Below are 15,595 nucleotides of genomic sequence, written 5' to 3' on the forward strand. Positions count from 1 at the left end.
GGCAAGCGGGTATGCGCGCAATGAGATTGCACGGGCAATGTGACAGGTAGGCATACGCCTGGAAGATAAGGCCCATGTCGATCCGTGAAGTGGCCGACGGGTATTGTTATAGGCGGGCAGTTTGCCGGACGGGTACGGCGGAACCTGAAGGTCCTGGCCGGCAAAAAGTTTCTTGGAAGTATGTGGTGACTCGTCGGTCACATTTTGGCCGACGACCTGATTCAAGCAGCGGGTCGGCCGTTGCGCAAGTGCCGTTTGGAAAATTGTTCGGCAGTTCTGCCCAGCGGTAACCGGATCAGATCAAGTGAATCTCATCGGCGCTCAAGGCGCGGTATTGGCCCGGCGCAAGATCCGCGTCCAGCGTCAGTGGGCCCATGCGCTCGCGATGCAGGCGCAGGACCTTGTTATCGAAGTGGCCGAACATGCGCTTGACCTGGTGGTAACGCCCTTCAATGATGCTCAGGCGTGCGGACTTCGGCCCCAGCAGCGTCAGCTCCGCCGGTTGCGTAGTGAGATCCTCGAAGGCGAAGTACAGGCCTCGGGCGAACGTCTCGGCGTACTCGGCGGTGATGATCCGCTCGGTTTCGACGTAGTAGACCTTGGGCAGCTTGGTCTGCGGTTGGGTCAGGCGTCGCGACCAACTGCCGTCGTTGGTGATCAGCATCAGGCCGGTGGTATTGAAGTCCAGGCGCCCGGCGATGTGCAGGTCGTCCTTGTCCGGCTCATCCAGCAGGTCGAGCACAGTCGGGTGTTGCGGATCGCGGGTGGCGCTGACGCAACCGGGCGGCTTGTGCAGCATGATGTAGCGCGCCGCTCGACCGGCCTGCAGCACCTCGTTGTCGACTTCAACCTGGCTGAACTCGCGCACTTGTGCGTGCGGATCGCTGACGGTCTGGCCGTCGATTCGCACCCGGCGTTCAACCAGTAGCAGACGCACCTGTTGGCGATTGAAGCGTGGCAGATTACTGAGGAAGCGGTCGACGCGCATGGGCTGTGCAGGCAAGGGAGCAGTGGGCGGGCATCTTACGCGTTCGGCTGAGGTTTGGCGCGCAACTGGGCTTCGACTTGCGCGCAACGCGGACACAGGCAGGCGCTGTCGCGTAATTCGGTCGGCAACGCTTGGAGCACGACCGGATCGATGCTCACGCCATAGCACCAGCAGGCTCGGTCGACGGTTTTCGGATCGGCCAGCGTGCAATCGTTGGCATTGCCGCACGCCGGGCAGAGGTCGGGTTTATTCATAGCTGGAGTGAGGCATTTCCACGCAGATTCGTTGTCCCCGGTTTGCCGGGCGCGTTGCAGTGCATGATCGGTCCGCGACAGCAGGCTGTGCAAGGTGTCTTTGTCCTAAGGTGATGACGCCTGTCTGATAGCGCGGTAACAAGTGTCGGGGCCGCTATGCAGCCCAGCGGGGATAAGTCCTCTCGCCACCGGGGCCCCAAATCAAACGTGCGCGGCCTGAGGATGGATGACCGAGGGCACATCCGCGCCTGTTTGTGGTGCCATCGCGCACCGGAACAGGGCGACGAACTACATGTTTCGAGTTGTTGCCAAACCGCACCAGATTCCGATTTTGCTGTCTGAATATTCGTCAGTCACCCAACGTTGACTGCCGCCCATCAGCGTCGCTGATGTGGCCCATCCGCGGTCCAGGAGGCCGCCATGTATCGACGACTGCTGCTCCTTGCGTTTATCGGTTTGACTCTTACGGCTTGCGAGCCTTACTACGACGGAGACTCTTACTACCGCTCCGAGGTCTACACCTCTCCAGCGCCCGTTTATTACGGCGGCGGGAGTTATTATTCGGCTCCGCGTGGCTACTACGCCCCGCGGTACTACCAACCAGCGCCGCGTTATTACTCGGCGCCGCGCTACTACCAGCCAGCCCCGCGCTATTATTCGCCGCCGCGGGCGGCGTACCGGTACTATCCGAATCGCGGCGGTTGGGGAGGCCGAGACCGGGGTGGATGGCATGACGACCGGGGCGGGCATGATCATCGGGGGCGAGGCGATCATGACGGAAGGGGACGAGGCGGCCACCGTTGATCGGCGGATAAAATAAGCGGCGCATTGAGCGCCGCTTTTTTATGCCTGGAATAAAACAAATGTGGGAGCGAGCCTTGCTCCCACAGGGGGCAGGGATCGACTCTGATTTCAGCTCCATGCCAACCCAATGTGGCGAGGGAGCTTGCTCCCTCGCGCGGGGTATGGGTGACTGGACTGACGCCTTTGCGAGCAGATTTGAATATCAGGACGATTCATTCGCCAGATCCGCCAACGGATGCCGCCCCTCCCACGCCTTGTGGAAATGCGCCTCGACCACCGCTTCGGGCACATGATTGATGTCCGGCCAATGCCAATGGGGCTTATGGTCCTTGTCGATCAGTCGCGCACGCACGCCCTCGCTGAATTCGGGGTGGCGGCAGCAGTTGAGGCTCAGGGTGTATTCCATGCGCAGCACACCGGCCAATGACAGATGTCGGGCGCGGGCGATCTGTTCCCAGACCAGGTGAGCGGTCAGCGGCGAGCCTTCGCTCATGGTTTTGGCTGCCCTGGCGATCAGCGGGTCCGCGTGATTGGCCTGCAGGCTGAGGGCCTTCCAGGCACAGCGCACATCGCTGACATCCAGCCACTCGTCGATCATTTGCCGCCGTGGCAGCCACTGGGCTTCCGGCAGCCGGGCGATGGCCTCCTGTTGCAAGGCCTTGAGCAGGCTGTTGAGCTGCATCGCTGTCTGTTCCTGCCAGTTGAGTTGCAGCAGGCCTGCGATCAGGTCGTCCTGTTGTTCGTCCAAGAGGAAGCGGTCGGCCAGGCCCAGGTCGATGGCGTCCCGGGCGTTCATGTGAGCGCCGGTCAGGCCGAGGAACAGGCCGAGCTTGCCGGGCAGGCGTGACAGGAACCAACTGGCGCCGACGTCCGGGTACAGGCCGATACTGATTTCCGGCATGGCCAGGCGACTGCTCGGCGTGACGATGCGCGTGCTCGCGCCTTGCAGCAGGCCCATACCACCGCCCAGCACATAGCCATGACCCCAGCACAACAAGGGTTTGGGGTAGGTGTGCAGGTTGAAGTCCAGGCGGTATTCCGCGGCGAAAAATTGCGCAGCCAACGGCGGGACTTCTCCGGGATTGGCCCGGCAGGCCTCTACCAGGCTGCGCACTTCGCCGCCGGCGCAGAAGGCCTTGGCGCCATTGCCGCGCAGTAACACACAAACGATTTGCGGATCCCTGGCCCAGGCATCGAGGCGATCACGCAGGGCGTTGATCATTGGTAGGGACAGTGCGTTCAAGGATTTTTCAGCATCCAGGGTCGCGACGCCGATGCGTGCTCCCAGGCTGCCAGTGAGTTCTTCGAAGTGCAGATTCATCGTGACCTCGATTAGGAATTTGAATGGTCAGTATGACCGCTGCGTAGGAAAGTGCCGGTCCTGCGTCAGATCAATTGACAAGCCGTGTAGGCTTTCCTAGGGTGCGCCCATTGTTTTTACCGGATGCAACCATGACCGCTGACGACCGTATCAAACTCGAACCGAGCTGGAAGCAGGCACTGCGTGCCGAGTTCGACCAGCCCTACATGGCAGAGTTGCGCGAATTCCTGCGCAGTGAATACGCCGCCGGCAAGGAGATTTATCCACCGGCGTCGTTGATTTTCAACGCACTCAATTCCACGCCGCTGGACAAGGTTAAGGTGGTCATCCTGGGCCAGGACCCCTATCACGGCCCGGGGCAGGCCCATGGCCTGTGCTTCTCGGTGCAACCGGGCGTGCCGACGCCGCCGTCGCTGGTCAATATCTATAAGGAATTGAAGCGCGACCTGAACATCGACATTCCCAACCACGGCTACCTGCAAAGCTGGGCCGACCAGGGCGTGTTGCTGCTCAACACTACCATGACCGTCGAGCGCGCCAACGCCAACTCCCACGCGGGCAAGGGCTGGCAACATTTTACCGACCGGGTGATCGAAGTGGTCAGCGCCCATCAGCCGCACCTGGTGTTCCTGCTGTGGGGCGCCCATGCCCAGAGCAAGCAGAAGCTGATCGATACTACCAAGCACCTGGTGCTGACGTCCGTGCACCCGTCGCCCTTGTCGGCTTATCGGGGGTTCCTGGGATGCGGGCATTTCAGCCGGGCCAACAAGTTTCTTGAACAGCAGGGCGAGGCGCCGATCGATTGGCGGGTGCCGCCGGTTTAAGTGTTGGGCTTGATGGCCCCATCGCGAGCAGGCTCGCTCCCACATAGAGGCCACACCCTCCTGTGGGAGCGAGCCTGCTCGCGATGAACGCGCCGCCGACCATCAATCCGACCCTGGCCGGCGAATCCAATACCTGAACAACGGCTCTGCCATAAACAGCACGAACAACAGCCGCATCACCTGCAATGCGGTCACCAGCGGCACTGACAGTTGCAGCGTCTCCGCCGTCAGGCTCATTTCCGCGATGCCGCCGGGCATCATGCCCAAGGTCAGTGAGCGCAGGTCCAGATGGGTCAGGGTGCTCAAGCCCAGGGCCGCGAGGGTTGCGATCAGCATCGTCAACACCGTGCCGACCAGGGTTCGTCCCATGAACGAGGGCGCCCGGCAGAAGAATTGTCGGTTGAAATGACAACCCAGCCCGCTGCCAATCAGCCACTGACCAAACTGGCTGGCCCCGTTGGGCAGGCCGATGTGCAAATCCCAGCCGACGCTCACCGCCGCGCTCACCAGCAACGGCCCGAACAACCATGGGTTGGGTTGACGCAAGCGTTGCCAGAGCCAGGCGAGCAGGGCGCCCGTCGGAAACAGCAGCGCCAGCCACAACCAGTCCACCGTCGTGGCGTGTTGTACCGGAACGCCTTCGCCCAGGAGGTATTTGAAGGCGGCCGGCACGCACAGCACCACCACCAGCACCCGCAGACTCTGGCCCGCGGCCACGCGGCTGAGGTCCGCGCCATTGCGCGCGCCCAGGTTGACCATTTCACCGGAGCCGCCCGGCATGCTCGAAAAGAAAGCCGTGGCGCGGTCTTCACCGGTGCGGCGCATCAGCCACACACCCACCACACTGGACACGCTGGTGATCAGCGCACCGAAAAAAATCAGGCCGAAGTGGCTCAGCACCTGCTCCATGACCACCGGGGTGAAGTGCAGGCCGATCCCGATGCCCACCACCCATTGGCCGCACTTGCGACCGCCGGGGATTTCCATCAGTTGCCACGGCGTCAGGCAGCGCACCAGGATGATCGCCAGTAACGAGCCGACCATCCAAGGCAAAGGCCAGCCGATCAGGCTGGCCAGGTAACCGCCGGCCAGACCGACCAGCGGGGTTCCCCACCACTGTCTGAAAGTCGCCTCAGACATTGGCCAGGGCACGGCGTTGGGCACTGCGGCGACGCCAGATCCGCAGCAATGGCATGAACAGCATGATCGCCGTCAGTATCCAGCAACCGAAGGTGATCGGGCTCGACCAGAGAATCTCCAGCGCGCCGTTGGAGATCGACAGCGCCCGGCGCAGGTTCTGTTCCATCAGGCCGCCGAGAATGAAGCCCAGCAGTACCGGTGACAGCGGGAAGTCCAGCTTGCGCAGGATGTAGCCGAAGATGCCGATGCCGATCATCAGGAACAGGTCGAACGTGGTGGCGTGCACCGCATAGACACCGATCCCGGTAATGATCGCGATCACCGGGACCAAGGCCCAGTTCGGCACCGCCAGGATTCGGGTGAAGACGCGAATCATCGGAATGTTGAGGATCACCAGCATGACGTTGGCGATGAACAACGAGGCGATCAGGCCCCAGACGATGTCCGGTTGTTGCTGGAACAACAGTGGACCAGGGGTGATGTTGTACAGCGACAGCGCACCGATCATCACTGCCGTGGTGCCCGAGCCGGGAACGCCGAGGGTCAGCATCGGCACCAGCGCGCCGCAGGCCGCGCCGCCAATGGCGGTTTCCGGGGCGGCGAGGCCACGCTTGTCGCCCTGGCCGAAGGTACCGTTCGCGCCGGCGATGCGTTTTTCGGTCATGTAGGCGACGGCGCTGGCCAGGGTCGCACCGGCACCCGGCAACACGCCCATGATGAAGCCGAGCAGGCCGCAGCGCAGGTTCACGACGAAGACCGATGCCGCTTCCTTGAAGTTGAACATCATCCGCCCGGTCGCCTTCACCGCCTCCTGGCCGCGGTGGGTTTTTTCCAGCAGCAAGAGGATTTCACTGATGGAGAACAGGCCCAGCACCAGCACGACGAACTGGATGCCATCGGTCAAATGGATGTTGTCACCGGTAAAGCGGTAGACGCCGCTGTTGGCATCAATGCCGACGCAAGACAGGAACAGCCCGATCAGCGCCGCGATGAAGGTCTTGAGCGGACGATCACCGGCCATGCCGCCAAGGCAGACAATGGCAAACACCATCAGGACGAAATATTCCGCCGGTCCGAAGGCAATCGCCCACTTCGCCAGCAACGGTGCAAACAGCACCATGCCGCAGGTAGCGATGAGCGCCCCGATGAAAGAGCTCCAGGCCGACAGCGACAACGCCACGCCGGCCAGGCCCTGGCGAGCCATCGGGTAGCCATCGAGCGTGGTCATCACGGTGGAAGCTTCGCCCGGAATGTTGAGCAGGATCGAACTGATGCGCCCGCCGTACTCGCAACCCAGGTACACCGCCGCCAGCAGGATCAGCGCCGATTCCGGCGGCAGGCCCAGGGCAAACGCAATCGGGATCAACAGGGCTACGCCGTTGATCGGTCCCAGGCCCGGCAGCAGGCCGACCACGGTGCCGATCAGGGTGCCGGTCAGCGCTGTGACCAGGTTGTAGGGCGTCAGTGCGACGCCGAAACCCTGGCCGAGATAATTCAGGGTATCCATATCAATTCTCCAGGATGTCGAGCAGGCCCAAGGGCAGCGGTACGTCCATCAACTTGTCGAACAACAGATAAAGACCAATGGCCATCAGGCTGATGATCACCACGCTTGGCAGCCAGCGACCGCCATAGAGGCGAGCCATCGGCACGCCGATCAGGATGCTCGACACAATGAAACCCAGCGGTTCGAAGGTCCCGGCGAACACCAGCAGCAGCCCGACGCAGATACCGATTTTCTGCAGGGTTTCACGATCCAGTTGCGGATCATCGTCGCTGTGCACGATGGGGGCGGGACGAAAAATCATGTACAGCAGCGCGACGCCCATCAGGCCCAGCATCAGCAGCGGGAAAGCGCGCGGGCCGACGGGCTCGTAGGAAAAGGCTGCCTGATACGGCCAGGCCATCAGCGCGAGGCCGATGCAGACCAACAGCAGCACCGAAGCAAAAATACGTTGAATGGTGAGCATGACTTACTCCTGGGCGGCGCGACCGTGAGGCCAGCGCCGCCACGAGAACAGGGGACAGTTACTGGATCAGGCCGAACTCTTTGGCCAGTACCTTGTAATCAGCCACTTGTTTCTTCACATAGGTGTCCAGTTCCGGACCGGTCATGGCAAACGGGAACAACTCGCGCTGGTCACGCAGCTTGGCGAACTCTTCGGACGCCAGGAGTTTGTCGAAAGCCTCTTTCCACCAGGCGTAGTCTTCGTCGCTGACTTTTGGCCCGAGATAGAAGCCACGAACCACCGGCCAGATGATGTCGTAGCCCTGTTCTTTGGCAGTCGGGATGTCTTTCATTTCCGGCTCGTCCAGGCGCTTCTCGGCGAACACCGCCAGCAGGCGCATGTCGCCACTCTGGATATGCGGCATGGAGTCGGAGATGTCCGTACTGCCGACCTGGATGTGGCCACCGAGCAACGCAGTGGCGATCTCGCCGCCGCCTTCGAGGGCGACGTAGCGCAGATCGCGTGGATTGATACCGGCCGCCTTGGCGATGAGCGCGGTCTGCATCCAGTCCTGGCTGCCCACGGTGCCGCCGGAGCCGATGACCACCGAGCTCGGATCTTTCTTCAGGGCCTGTACCAGATCGTCGAGGGTCTTGTAGGGCGAATCGCTTTTCACGGCGATGGCGCCATAGCTGGTGCCGACAGCCGCCAACCAGCGCACGGCGCTTTCATCGAAGCGGCCGAACTTGCCCTGGGCCAGGTTCAACAACGAACCGCTGGACCAGGCCACCAGCGTGCCGCCGTCGGCCGGACGCTGGGCGACCACTGCGTTGTAGGCCACCGCGCCGACACCCCCGGGCATGTAGGTGACGCGCATCGGTTTGGTCAACAGTTTCTGGTTGACCAGGGCGCTTTGTGCCAGTTTGCAGGTCAGGTCGAAACCGCCGCCAGGGGAGGCCGGGGCGATGCACTCGGGGCGCTTGGGCTCTTTGGATGGATCGGCGGCGAGCAATTGCCCGGTGAACATCAGGCAACCGGCAGCGATGGCTACTTTACGCAGTGATAGGCTCATTGTTGTCTCCACAGGAGTTGTTGTTGTGTTGGGTTTGAAGCGCGTGTCGCGGGACTTGCGGCCTGGCTGCCCTGGAGGGTCGGGCGGGACGGCAGGCATGGGAAATCACCAGGCCAAGAGGCGGCACCGGTCGAAATGATCAAGTAGGAGTGGGAAGGGCAGGCAGGTATCGGAACCTGAATCTGCATGAACAGCATGGTGAGTACTCCGCTTTTATTGTTCTTATTAAGGCGAAAACGCTTCGAGGCGTTTTTCGTGTGCGTCAAGCAGTCGAAACTATCCGTGAGAGGACTTTAATGGCCGAACCTTTCGCTAACCTTTCAAAAGCTTTCAGCAGGTTTTTTGGCTTCACAGTGGCGCAAGCGGCGGTAAACTCCGCGCCAAAGAATGGCGCCGACCATCCCTGAATCGAGGAATAACCCATGCGTGTTCTGCTCGTCGAAGACCATCTGCAGCTCGCCGAAAGCGTTGCCCAGGCGCTCAAGAGCACCGGCCTGACCGTCGATGTGCTGCACGATGGGGTGGCGGCCGATCTGGCCCTGAGCAGCGAGGAATACGCTGTGGCGGTCTTGGACGTCGGGCTGCCGCGCATGGACGGCTTCGAAGTGCTGGCGCGGCTGCGCGCACGGGGCAAGACCTTGCCGGTACTGATGCTGACCGCTCGCAGCGACGTCAAGGATCGGGTCCATGGCTTGAACCTCGGCGCCGACGACTACTTGGCCAAGCCATTCGAACTCACCGAGCTTGAGGCTCGGGTCAAGGCGTTGTTGCGCCGTAGCGTGCTGGGCGGCGAGCGCCAGCAGCGCTGCGGTGGGCTGGTTTATGACCTGGATACCCGCCGCTTCACCCTCGACGACGAACTGCTGACTCTGACATCTCGCGAGCAAGCGGTGTTGGAGGCGTTGATCGCCCGGCCGGGGCGGGTGATGAGCAAGGAGCAGCTGGCAGCCCAGGTGTTCGGCCTGGACGAAGAAGCCAGTCCCGACGCCATCGAGATCTACGTCCATCGCTTGCGCAAGAAACTCGACGGTCATGCGGTGGCAATCGTGACCTTCCGCGGCTTGGGCTACTTGCTGGAGACCCGCGATGCATAAGCCCGACAGCCTGCGCTGGCGGTTGCTGTGGAACCTGGCGTTGCTGTTGGTGGTGCTGATGCTTGCCAGCGGCCTGAGCGCCTACTGGAACGGGCGCGAGGCTGCGGACACGGCTTACGACCGCACGTTGCTCGCTTCGGCCCGGACCATTGCCGCCGGCCTGTCGCAACGCGACGGCAGCCTCAGCGCGGACGTGCCTTATGTCGCGCTGGACACTTTTGCCTACGACAGCGCCGGGCGTATCTATTACCAGGTCAACGACATCAACCAGAAGCTGATCTCCGGATACGAAAATCTTCCGGGCCCCCCGCCCGGCACGCCGCGCACCGACGATTACCCGGCTCTGGCGCGCTTCTATAACGCCAGTTATCAAGGCCAGAACGTGCGCGTGGTGAGCCTGCTCAAGGCGGTGAGTGAACCGAACATGAACGGCATGGCGGAAGTTCGTGTGGCCGAAACCGAGGAGGCGCGGGTCCGCATGGCCCGCAGCCTGATGGCCGATACGCTGCTACGCCTGGGCATGCTGGCGGTTGGGGCGTTGTTGCTGGTGTGGTTCGCGGTCAGTGCCGCGTTGCGCCCGCTGGAGCGGTTGCGCACGGCGGTGGAGGAGCGCCAGCCGGACGATCTGCGGCCGTTGCCGTTGGTCGAAGTGCAACACGAGTTGTGGCCGCTGGTGCGAGCGCTCAATCATTTCACCGAGCGGTTACGCGGGCAATTCGAGCGTCAGGCGCAATTCATTGCCGATGCGGCCCATGAACTGCGTACACCCTTGGCCGCGCTCAAGGCGCGCCTTGAGTTGGGGTTGCGCGCCAATGAGCCGCTGGTCTGGCGCGAAACCCTGGAAACCGCCGCCCAAGGTACTGATCGACTGACGCACCTGGCCAACCAGTTACTGTCCCTGGCACGGGTTGAAAATGGCGCCCGGGCGATTGCCGAAGGTGGCGCACAGTTGCTGGACCTTAGCCAACTGGCCCGTGAACTGGGCATGGCAATGGCACCGCTGGCCCATGCCCGGGGCGTGGCGCTGGCCCTGGAAGCCGACGAACCGGTGTGGTTGCGGGGCGAACCAACCTTGCTCAACGAGCTGTTGAGCAACCTGGTGGATAACGCACTGGCTCATACGCCCTCCGGTGGCAACGTGATCCTGCGGGTCAGCGCGCCGGCGGTGCTGGAGGTCGAGGATGACGGCCCGGGCATCCCTTTGCACGAGCGGGATCGGGTGTTCGAACGCTTCTACCGGCGCAACCAGCAAGTGGCCGGCTCCGGACTGGGGTTGGCGATCGTCGGCGAAATCTGTCGCGCCCACCTGGCGCAGATCACTCTACATGACGGGCAGGAGCGGGGGTTGAAGGTGCGGGTGAGTTTCGTCGCCGGGTAAAGTCCGCTGCGGCGATGGAGCTTGCTCCCGCTCGACTGCGCAGTAGACGCAAGATTGAGGGGCCGCTGCGCAGCCCAGCGGGAGCAAGCTCCCTCGCCACGACGCCGCCGGTGTTGCTAATAAAACATCGACCGCGCTTCTTCGATGTCCGCCACTCGATCCGGGTTTTCCAGGTGGATGCCCAGCTTCTTGAACGCAGGCACTGCAAACATATCGACCTTGCCGAGGGGATGGTCGGTGTCCTTGTAGCAGTACAGCGCCGCGACCTGCACCAGGTCGACGTAGTCGATGTGCCTGGTCGTGCGTTCGAAATCCAGGTACAGCCCGGGCAACTTCACCAGTCTCTCCGGAAACTCCCAGACGCTGAGCAATTTGTCTCCCAGCACCGGATGAATCGTTTCGATGACATGGTTGAGGCTGACGGGGTCGGAGAGCAATTCGTTGTTGTCCTGGGCATAGGTCAGGATCGGCAGCACACCGATCTGATGCACCAGCCCACCCAACGCGGCCTGGTCGGGCTTGAGTTGCGTGTACGCGCGGCATAAGGCATAGCTGACACCGGCGATTTCCAGGCTCTTGCGCCAGACTTCACGCATCTTTTGCTCCACCACCTCGGAGCGGGCGTGGAAAATCTGCTCCATGACCAGGCCTATGGCCAGGTTGCTGCTGTAATTGACCCCCAGTCGTGTGATGGCCGTGTGCAGGTCAGTGACTTCCTGGGTCGCACGCAGCAGTGGGCTGTTGACCACTTTGATCAAGCGCGCCGAAAGGGCCGTATCGCGGCCGATCACTTTGCTCAGGTTGCTGACACTGATTTCCGGGTCTTCAGCGGCCCGGCGAATCTGCAGGGCGACTTCGGGTAATGTAGGTAAAACCAAGTCATCGTTGCCGATGGCTTGCAGCAAATCCCGTTGGACTTTCTCCGCCAAATCGCTCATTTCGATTCTCTAGAGTGTTGCGACAAAATGCTGCGATCAGCGCTGGATTTCGCGGTCGCGGTCCAGTTCGTAAGGCAGGTCGAGCAATTGGAGCGCCGGACCTTCCAAGGCGCCGAGATGCACGTTGCCTTCTTCTGCTGCGTCGGCCTGCAACACCGCCAGCAGTTCAACGTTTGCTCCGGCGTCGGCGGCGAGAACCACCTCGCCAATGGAACTGCTGTGGACAGGGGAGAACAGCTCGGTGCCGGGTTCCGGTAATGGGCCGGCATCGAGCTTCAGGCGATACAGGCGCCGCTTGAGTTTGCCCAGGTACTGCATGCGCGCGACGATTTCCTGGCCGGTGTAGCAACCTTTCTTGAAACTCACACCGCCAACGGCTTGCAGGTTAAGCATCTGCGGGATGAATAACTCGCGGGTGGCCGGCATGACCTGGCCGATCCCGGCGCGGATCTGGCCCAGTAGCCAGCGGTTGAGATCCGTTTCGGCCAGCGTCGCGCGCAACCGGGTTTGCAGCGCCTGTGCCTGTTCGGCCGGGGCCCACAGTTCGGCACGGTCGGGCGAAACGCGGATGGCGATCAACGAATCATGGCGAACCACGCTGTCGGTGTCGGCGGGCAATTGAAGGCCCAGTTCGGCCAGCACGGTATCGGCGGCTTGCAGACCGAAGCGGACCCAGGCCGCGCTTTCATCAGTGAGCCTGGATTTGGAGAACACCGCATATTTTTTCAGATCGGCCAGTTGCGGTTCGAGCAATTCGGTCGCCATCGCCATCAATACGCCGTCGCCCTCGAGCAGGATGCGGAAACTCGATTGCATCCGGCCTTTCTGGGTGCAGCGGGCACCGAGACTCGATTGGCTGTCGCTCAGGTAGTTGAGGTTGCAAGTCAATTGGCCTTGCAGGAATTTGCCGGCATCCACGCCGCGGACCGCGAGAACGCCTTCGTGGGACAGGGTGCAGAAAAAAGCGGAATCAGCCATGGGTCATCGCAGGTAAAAAAGTCTGGTGGACATCATAAGGGGGCGCCCTTGAAATGGATAGTTCACAAAGGATCGATGGTCCCGACCAAAGCTGTCTGTCGTACGGCGGCGCGGCCTGTATACTTGCGCTCTATTTGAGGAGCGCTCCATGGTCGAAGATGTTGAACTGAACCGCCTCTATTGGCACAGCCGCCGCGGTATGCTTGAGCTGGACGTATTGCTGGTGCCGTTCGTGAAAGAGGTCTATCCCCATCTCAATGAAGTGGACCGTGCCTGCTACGTCCGTCTGCTCGCATGCGAAGACCAGGACATGTTCGGCTGGTTCATGGAGCGCAGCGAATCCGAGGACCCGGAATTGCAGCGCATGGTCCGAATGATTCTGGACCGTGTCCAGCCCAAGTAATCGCTTCGAATGCCGCTGGCAGGCCTGCGGGCAACTGTTGGCGGCCTATCTCCTGGCTCAGGTCGTGGCCTTGGGGTCGTTGTTTTTGCTGGCCGTCCCATCGTGGCTCATCGCAGTGGGCATGGTTCTATGTCTGGCGCATGGCGCCTGGACGCTACCGCGACATTTACTGCTGACCAATCCACGAGCCTTTTGTGGGCTGCGCCACGACGCCAGCGGTTGGCAACTCTGGAACCGGGCGGATGGCTGGCAGTCGGTGCAGTTGCGTCCCGATAGCCTCGCATTGCCGATGATCATCGTGCTGCGCTTTCGCCGCCGGGGTGAGCGGCGGGTTCGCTCGGTGTGCGTACCCCGCGGCGCGCTGACGCCGGATGTCCATCGGCGCCTGCGGGTGCGGCTCAGGTTCAGTCGGCGTAGGTGGGCGGCACCAGAATAGTGTCCAGCGCCTCGGGGAGCAGGTTCGGATAGTCGAGGGTGTAATGCAGACCCCGGCTTTCCTTGCGCTCCATCGCCGAGCGAATCATCAGTTCGGCCACTTGGGCCAGGTTGCGCAACTCGATCAGGTCGCGGCTGACTTTATAGTTGCTGTAGAACTCATCGATCTCATCCAGCAGCAAGCGCACCCGATGCTGCGCCCGTTGCAGACGTTTGTTGGTGCGCACGATGCCTACGTAGTCCCACATGAAGCGCCGCAGTTCATCCCAGTTGTGGGCGATGATCACGTCTTCGTCCGAGTCGGTGACCTGGCTGGCGTCCCAGGCGGGCAGGGCGGCCGGGATGGCGATCTGTGGCAACTGCTGCAGGATGTCCGCCGCTGCCGAGCGTGCATAGACGAAACACTCCAGCAACGAGTTACTGGCCATGCGATTGGCGCCGTGCAGGCCGGTGAAGCTGGTTTCGCCGATGGCGTACAAGCCGGGCACGTCGGTGCGCCCGGACTGGTCGACCATCACGCCGCCGCAGGTGTAATGCGCCGCCGGTACCACCGGGATCGGTTGCCGGGTGATGTCGATAGAGAATTCCAGGCAGCGCTCGTACACCGTCGGAAAATGGTTTTTGATGAACGCTTCAGGTTTGTGGCTGATGTCCAGATAGACACAGTCGACGCCAAGACGCTTCATCTCATGGTCGATGGCACGGGCAACGATGTCCCGTGGCGCCAGCTCGGCGCGAGGGTCGAACCGGTGCATGAAGCGTTCACCGTTGGGCAGCTTCAGGTGTGCGCCTTCCCCACGCAGGGCTTCGGTAACCAGGAAACTCTTGGCCAATGGGTGATAGAGGCAGGTGGGGTGGAACTGGTTGAATTCCAGGTTCGCCACCCGGCAGCCCGACCGCCAGGCCATGGCGATGCCGTCGCCGCAGGCACCGTCGGGGTTGCTGGTATAGAGGTAGACTTTCGCCGCGCCGCCGGAAGCCAGGACGACAAAGCGTGCGCCGTAGGTGTCGACTTCGCCGGTACCGCGATTGAGCACATAGGCGCCAAGGCAACGGTCGCCGTCCAGGCCCAGGCGTTTTTCGGTAATCAGGTCAACGGCGACACGTTGTTCCAGCAACTCGATGTTCGGTCGTTGGCGGGCCTGGGCGAGCAGTGTCTTGAAAATGGCCGCGCCGGTGGCATCGGCCGCATGGATGATGCGTCGATGACTATGGCCGCCTTCGCGTGTCAGGTGAAACTCGAAACCACCGTCTTCAGTGCCGGCCTGCTCGTCGCGAGTAAACGGTACGCCCTGATCGATCAACCACTGGATGGCTTCCCGGCTATGCTCGACAGTGAAGCGCACCGCTTGCGGGTTGCACAGGCCGCCGCCGGCATTGAGGGTATCGTCGACATGGGATTCGATGGTATCGGTGTCGTCCAGCACGGCCGCAACGCCGCCTTGGGCCCAGTAAGTCGAGCCGTTGGCCAGGTCACCCTTGCTCAGCACTGCAATACGCAGGTGCCCCGGCAAGGTCAGGGCAAGGCTCAATCCGGCGGCACCGCTGCCGATTACCAGAACATCGTGTTGAAACTGTTGGCTCATTCGAATGATTTCCGCTCAAGGCGACCCGGGAAAGGGTTGGTGTCGCGCCGCTGCAATCGGCTCAGACAACCACGCAGCCCACTAGTATATAGAGGGGGGGATCGGCACAATAGCCGGGCATTCATGGCAATATGGTACCAGTGTGACAGAAACGCGACACGCTTCGTCGGATCGCGGTTCGGCTGGGCGAAGGTCAAGACGGCGATTTCGAGGATAAACGCTGCCTATCTCGGCATGGTCGCTCGATGTTCCATCTGCATTGCCAGTAAAGAGTGGGAACTTTTGCCAAGCGCCTACGTTCAATAGACGGTTGTCTGCAAAAGGGAGCAGCGTCGGGTTGGGTGCAGGATTTCGATTGGAGTCCCTGCCGGCAGGCCCGGCGACAGATTATTCGCGCAGCCGGGGAATCTCGTGCTGCGTTTTTCGTGCGT

General features: G+C 61.9%; 16 protein-coding genes. 6 read left to right on the forward strand and 10 right to left on the reverse strand.

Going from position 1 to position 15,595, the window contains the following annotated elements; all coding sequences use genetic code 11:
• Positions 1-295: 295 nt before the first annotated feature.
• On the reverse strand, positions 296-988 hold the full coding sequence (locus ACLEJR_RS15615; protein ID WP_440814921.1) for a pseudouridine synthase: 693 nt from the start codon (positions 986-988) through the stop codon (positions 296-298).
• A gap of 35 nt (positions 989-1,023) precedes the next feature.
• On the reverse strand, positions 1,024-1,242 hold the full coding sequence (locus ACLEJR_RS15620; RefSeq protein WP_440814922.1) for a cysteine-rich CWC family protein: 219 nt from the start codon (positions 1,240-1,242) through the stop codon (positions 1,024-1,026).
• Positions 1,243-1,662: 420 nt separating this feature from the next.
• Between ACLEJR_RS15620 and ACLEJR_RS15625 the strand changes: the two genes are divergently transcribed.
• Positions 1,663-2,046 carry a hypothetical protein gene (locus ACLEJR_RS15625; protein ID WP_440799351.1) on the forward strand — a complete coding sequence of 128 codons (384 nt, stop codon included), beginning with the start codon at positions 1,663-1,665 and terminating at the stop codon, positions 2,044-2,046.
• 202 nt (positions 2,047-2,248) lie between these two features.
• Here ACLEJR_RS15625 and ACLEJR_RS15630 read toward each other — a convergent pair whose 3' ends face one another.
• Complete coding sequence (locus ACLEJR_RS15630; protein WP_440814924.1) at positions 2,249-3,367, reverse strand: enoyl-CoA hydratase/isomerase family protein; 1,119 nt, start codon at positions 3,365-3,367, stop codon at positions 2,249-2,251.
• A 131-nt stretch (positions 3,368-3,498) separates the two neighbouring features.
• Between ACLEJR_RS15630 and ung the strand changes: the two genes are divergently transcribed.
• Complete coding sequence (ung, locus tag ACLEJR_RS15635; protein WP_440814926.1) at positions 3,499-4,191, forward strand: uracil-DNA glycosylase; 693 nt, start codon at positions 3,499-3,501, stop codon at positions 4,189-4,191.
• Between the two features lie 102 nt (positions 4,192-4,293).
• On the opposite strand, the gene ACLEJR_RS15640 is transcribed toward ung, so the two are convergent.
• Genes ACLEJR_RS15640 through ACLEJR_RS15655 form a run of 4 tightly spaced genes read right to left on the reverse strand, consistent with a single transcriptional unit; the run spans position 4,294 to position 8,352 of the window.
• Entirely contained in the window at positions 4,294-5,331 is a 1,038-nt protein-coding gene (locus ACLEJR_RS15640; RefSeq protein WP_440814928.1) for an AbrB family transcriptional regulator, read from the reverse strand.
• Complete coding sequence (locus tag ACLEJR_RS15645) at positions 5,324-6,838, reverse strand: tripartite tricarboxylate transporter permease (RefSeq protein WP_440814930.1); 1,515 nt, start codon at positions 6,836-6,838, stop codon at positions 5,324-5,326. Before ACLEJR_RS15645 ends, ACLEJR_RS15640 begins: the two co-directional genes overlap by 8 nt.
• Position 6,839: 1 nt before the next feature.
• Complete coding sequence (locus ACLEJR_RS15650; RefSeq protein WP_440797490.1) at positions 6,840-7,301, reverse strand: tripartite tricarboxylate transporter TctB family protein; 462 nt, start codon at positions 7,299-7,301, stop codon at positions 6,840-6,842.
• Positions 7,302-7,359: 58 nt separating this feature from the next.
• A complete protein-coding gene (locus tag ACLEJR_RS15655; protein ID WP_440797492.1) occupies positions 7,360-8,352 on the reverse strand; it encodes a Bug family tripartite tricarboxylate transporter substrate binding protein in 993 nt (330 codons plus the stop codon).
• Between the two features lie 422 nt (positions 8,353-8,774).
• Between ACLEJR_RS15655 and ACLEJR_RS15660 the strand changes: the two genes are divergently transcribed.
• Together ACLEJR_RS15660 and ACLEJR_RS15665 are read left to right on the forward strand one after the other, a co-directional pair.
• Positions 8,775-9,446 carry a response regulator gene (locus ACLEJR_RS15660; protein WP_047701775.1) on the forward strand — a complete coding sequence of 224 codons (672 nt, stop codon included), beginning with the start codon at positions 8,775-8,777 and terminating at the stop codon, positions 9,444-9,446.
• A complete protein-coding gene (locus tag ACLEJR_RS15665; protein WP_440797495.1) occupies positions 9,439-10,824 on the forward strand; it encodes a sensor histidine kinase in 1,386 nt (461 codons plus the stop codon). Before ACLEJR_RS15660 ends, ACLEJR_RS15665 begins: the two co-directional genes overlap by 8 nt.
• Before the next feature lie 116 nt (positions 10,825-10,940).
• Here the strand turns inward: ACLEJR_RS15665 and ACLEJR_RS15670 are convergent, their stop codons facing one another.
• Together ACLEJR_RS15670 and ygfZ are read right to left on the reverse strand one after the other, a co-directional pair.
• Positions 10,941-11,762 carry an HDOD domain-containing protein gene (locus ACLEJR_RS15670; RefSeq protein ID WP_440797497.1) on the reverse strand — a complete coding sequence of 274 codons (822 nt, stop codon included), beginning with the start codon at positions 11,760-11,762 and terminating at the stop codon, positions 10,941-10,943.
• Between the two features lie 36 nt (positions 11,763-11,798).
• On the reverse strand, positions 11,799-12,740 hold the full coding sequence (gene ygfZ, locus ACLEJR_RS15675) for a CAF17-like 4Fe-4S cluster assembly/insertion protein YgfZ (protein ID WP_440814932.1): 942 nt from the start codon (positions 12,738-12,740) through the stop codon (positions 11,799-11,801).
• A 148-nt stretch (positions 12,741-12,888) separates the two neighbouring features.
• Here ygfZ and ACLEJR_RS15680 point away from each other — a divergent pair, with 148 nt between their 5' ends.
• On the forward strand, positions 12,889-13,143 hold the full coding sequence (locus ACLEJR_RS15680; protein WP_238964247.1) for an FAD assembly factor SdhE: 255 nt from the start codon (positions 12,889-12,891) through the stop codon (positions 13,141-13,143).
• A complete protein-coding gene (locus ACLEJR_RS15685) occupies positions 13,127-13,579 on the forward strand; it encodes a protein YgfX (RefSeq protein WP_440797501.1) in 453 nt (150 codons plus the stop codon). Before ACLEJR_RS15680 ends, ACLEJR_RS15685 begins: the two co-directional genes overlap by 17 nt.
• Here ACLEJR_RS15685 and nadB read toward each other — a convergent pair.
• Positions 13,548-15,164 carry an L-aspartate oxidase gene (gene nadB / locus ACLEJR_RS15690; protein WP_440814934.1) on the reverse strand — a complete coding sequence of 539 codons (1,617 nt, stop codon included), beginning with the start codon at positions 15,162-15,164 and terminating at the stop codon, positions 13,548-13,550. The genes ACLEJR_RS15685 and nadB overlap by 32 nt on opposite strands.
• Between the last annotated feature and the right edge of the window lie 431 nt (positions 15,165-15,595).

Source organism: Pseudomonas sp. SMN5 (assembly GCF_052041925.1).
Lineage (GTDB): Bacteria > Pseudomonadota > Gammaproteobacteria > Pseudomonadales > Pseudomonadaceae > Aquipseudomonas.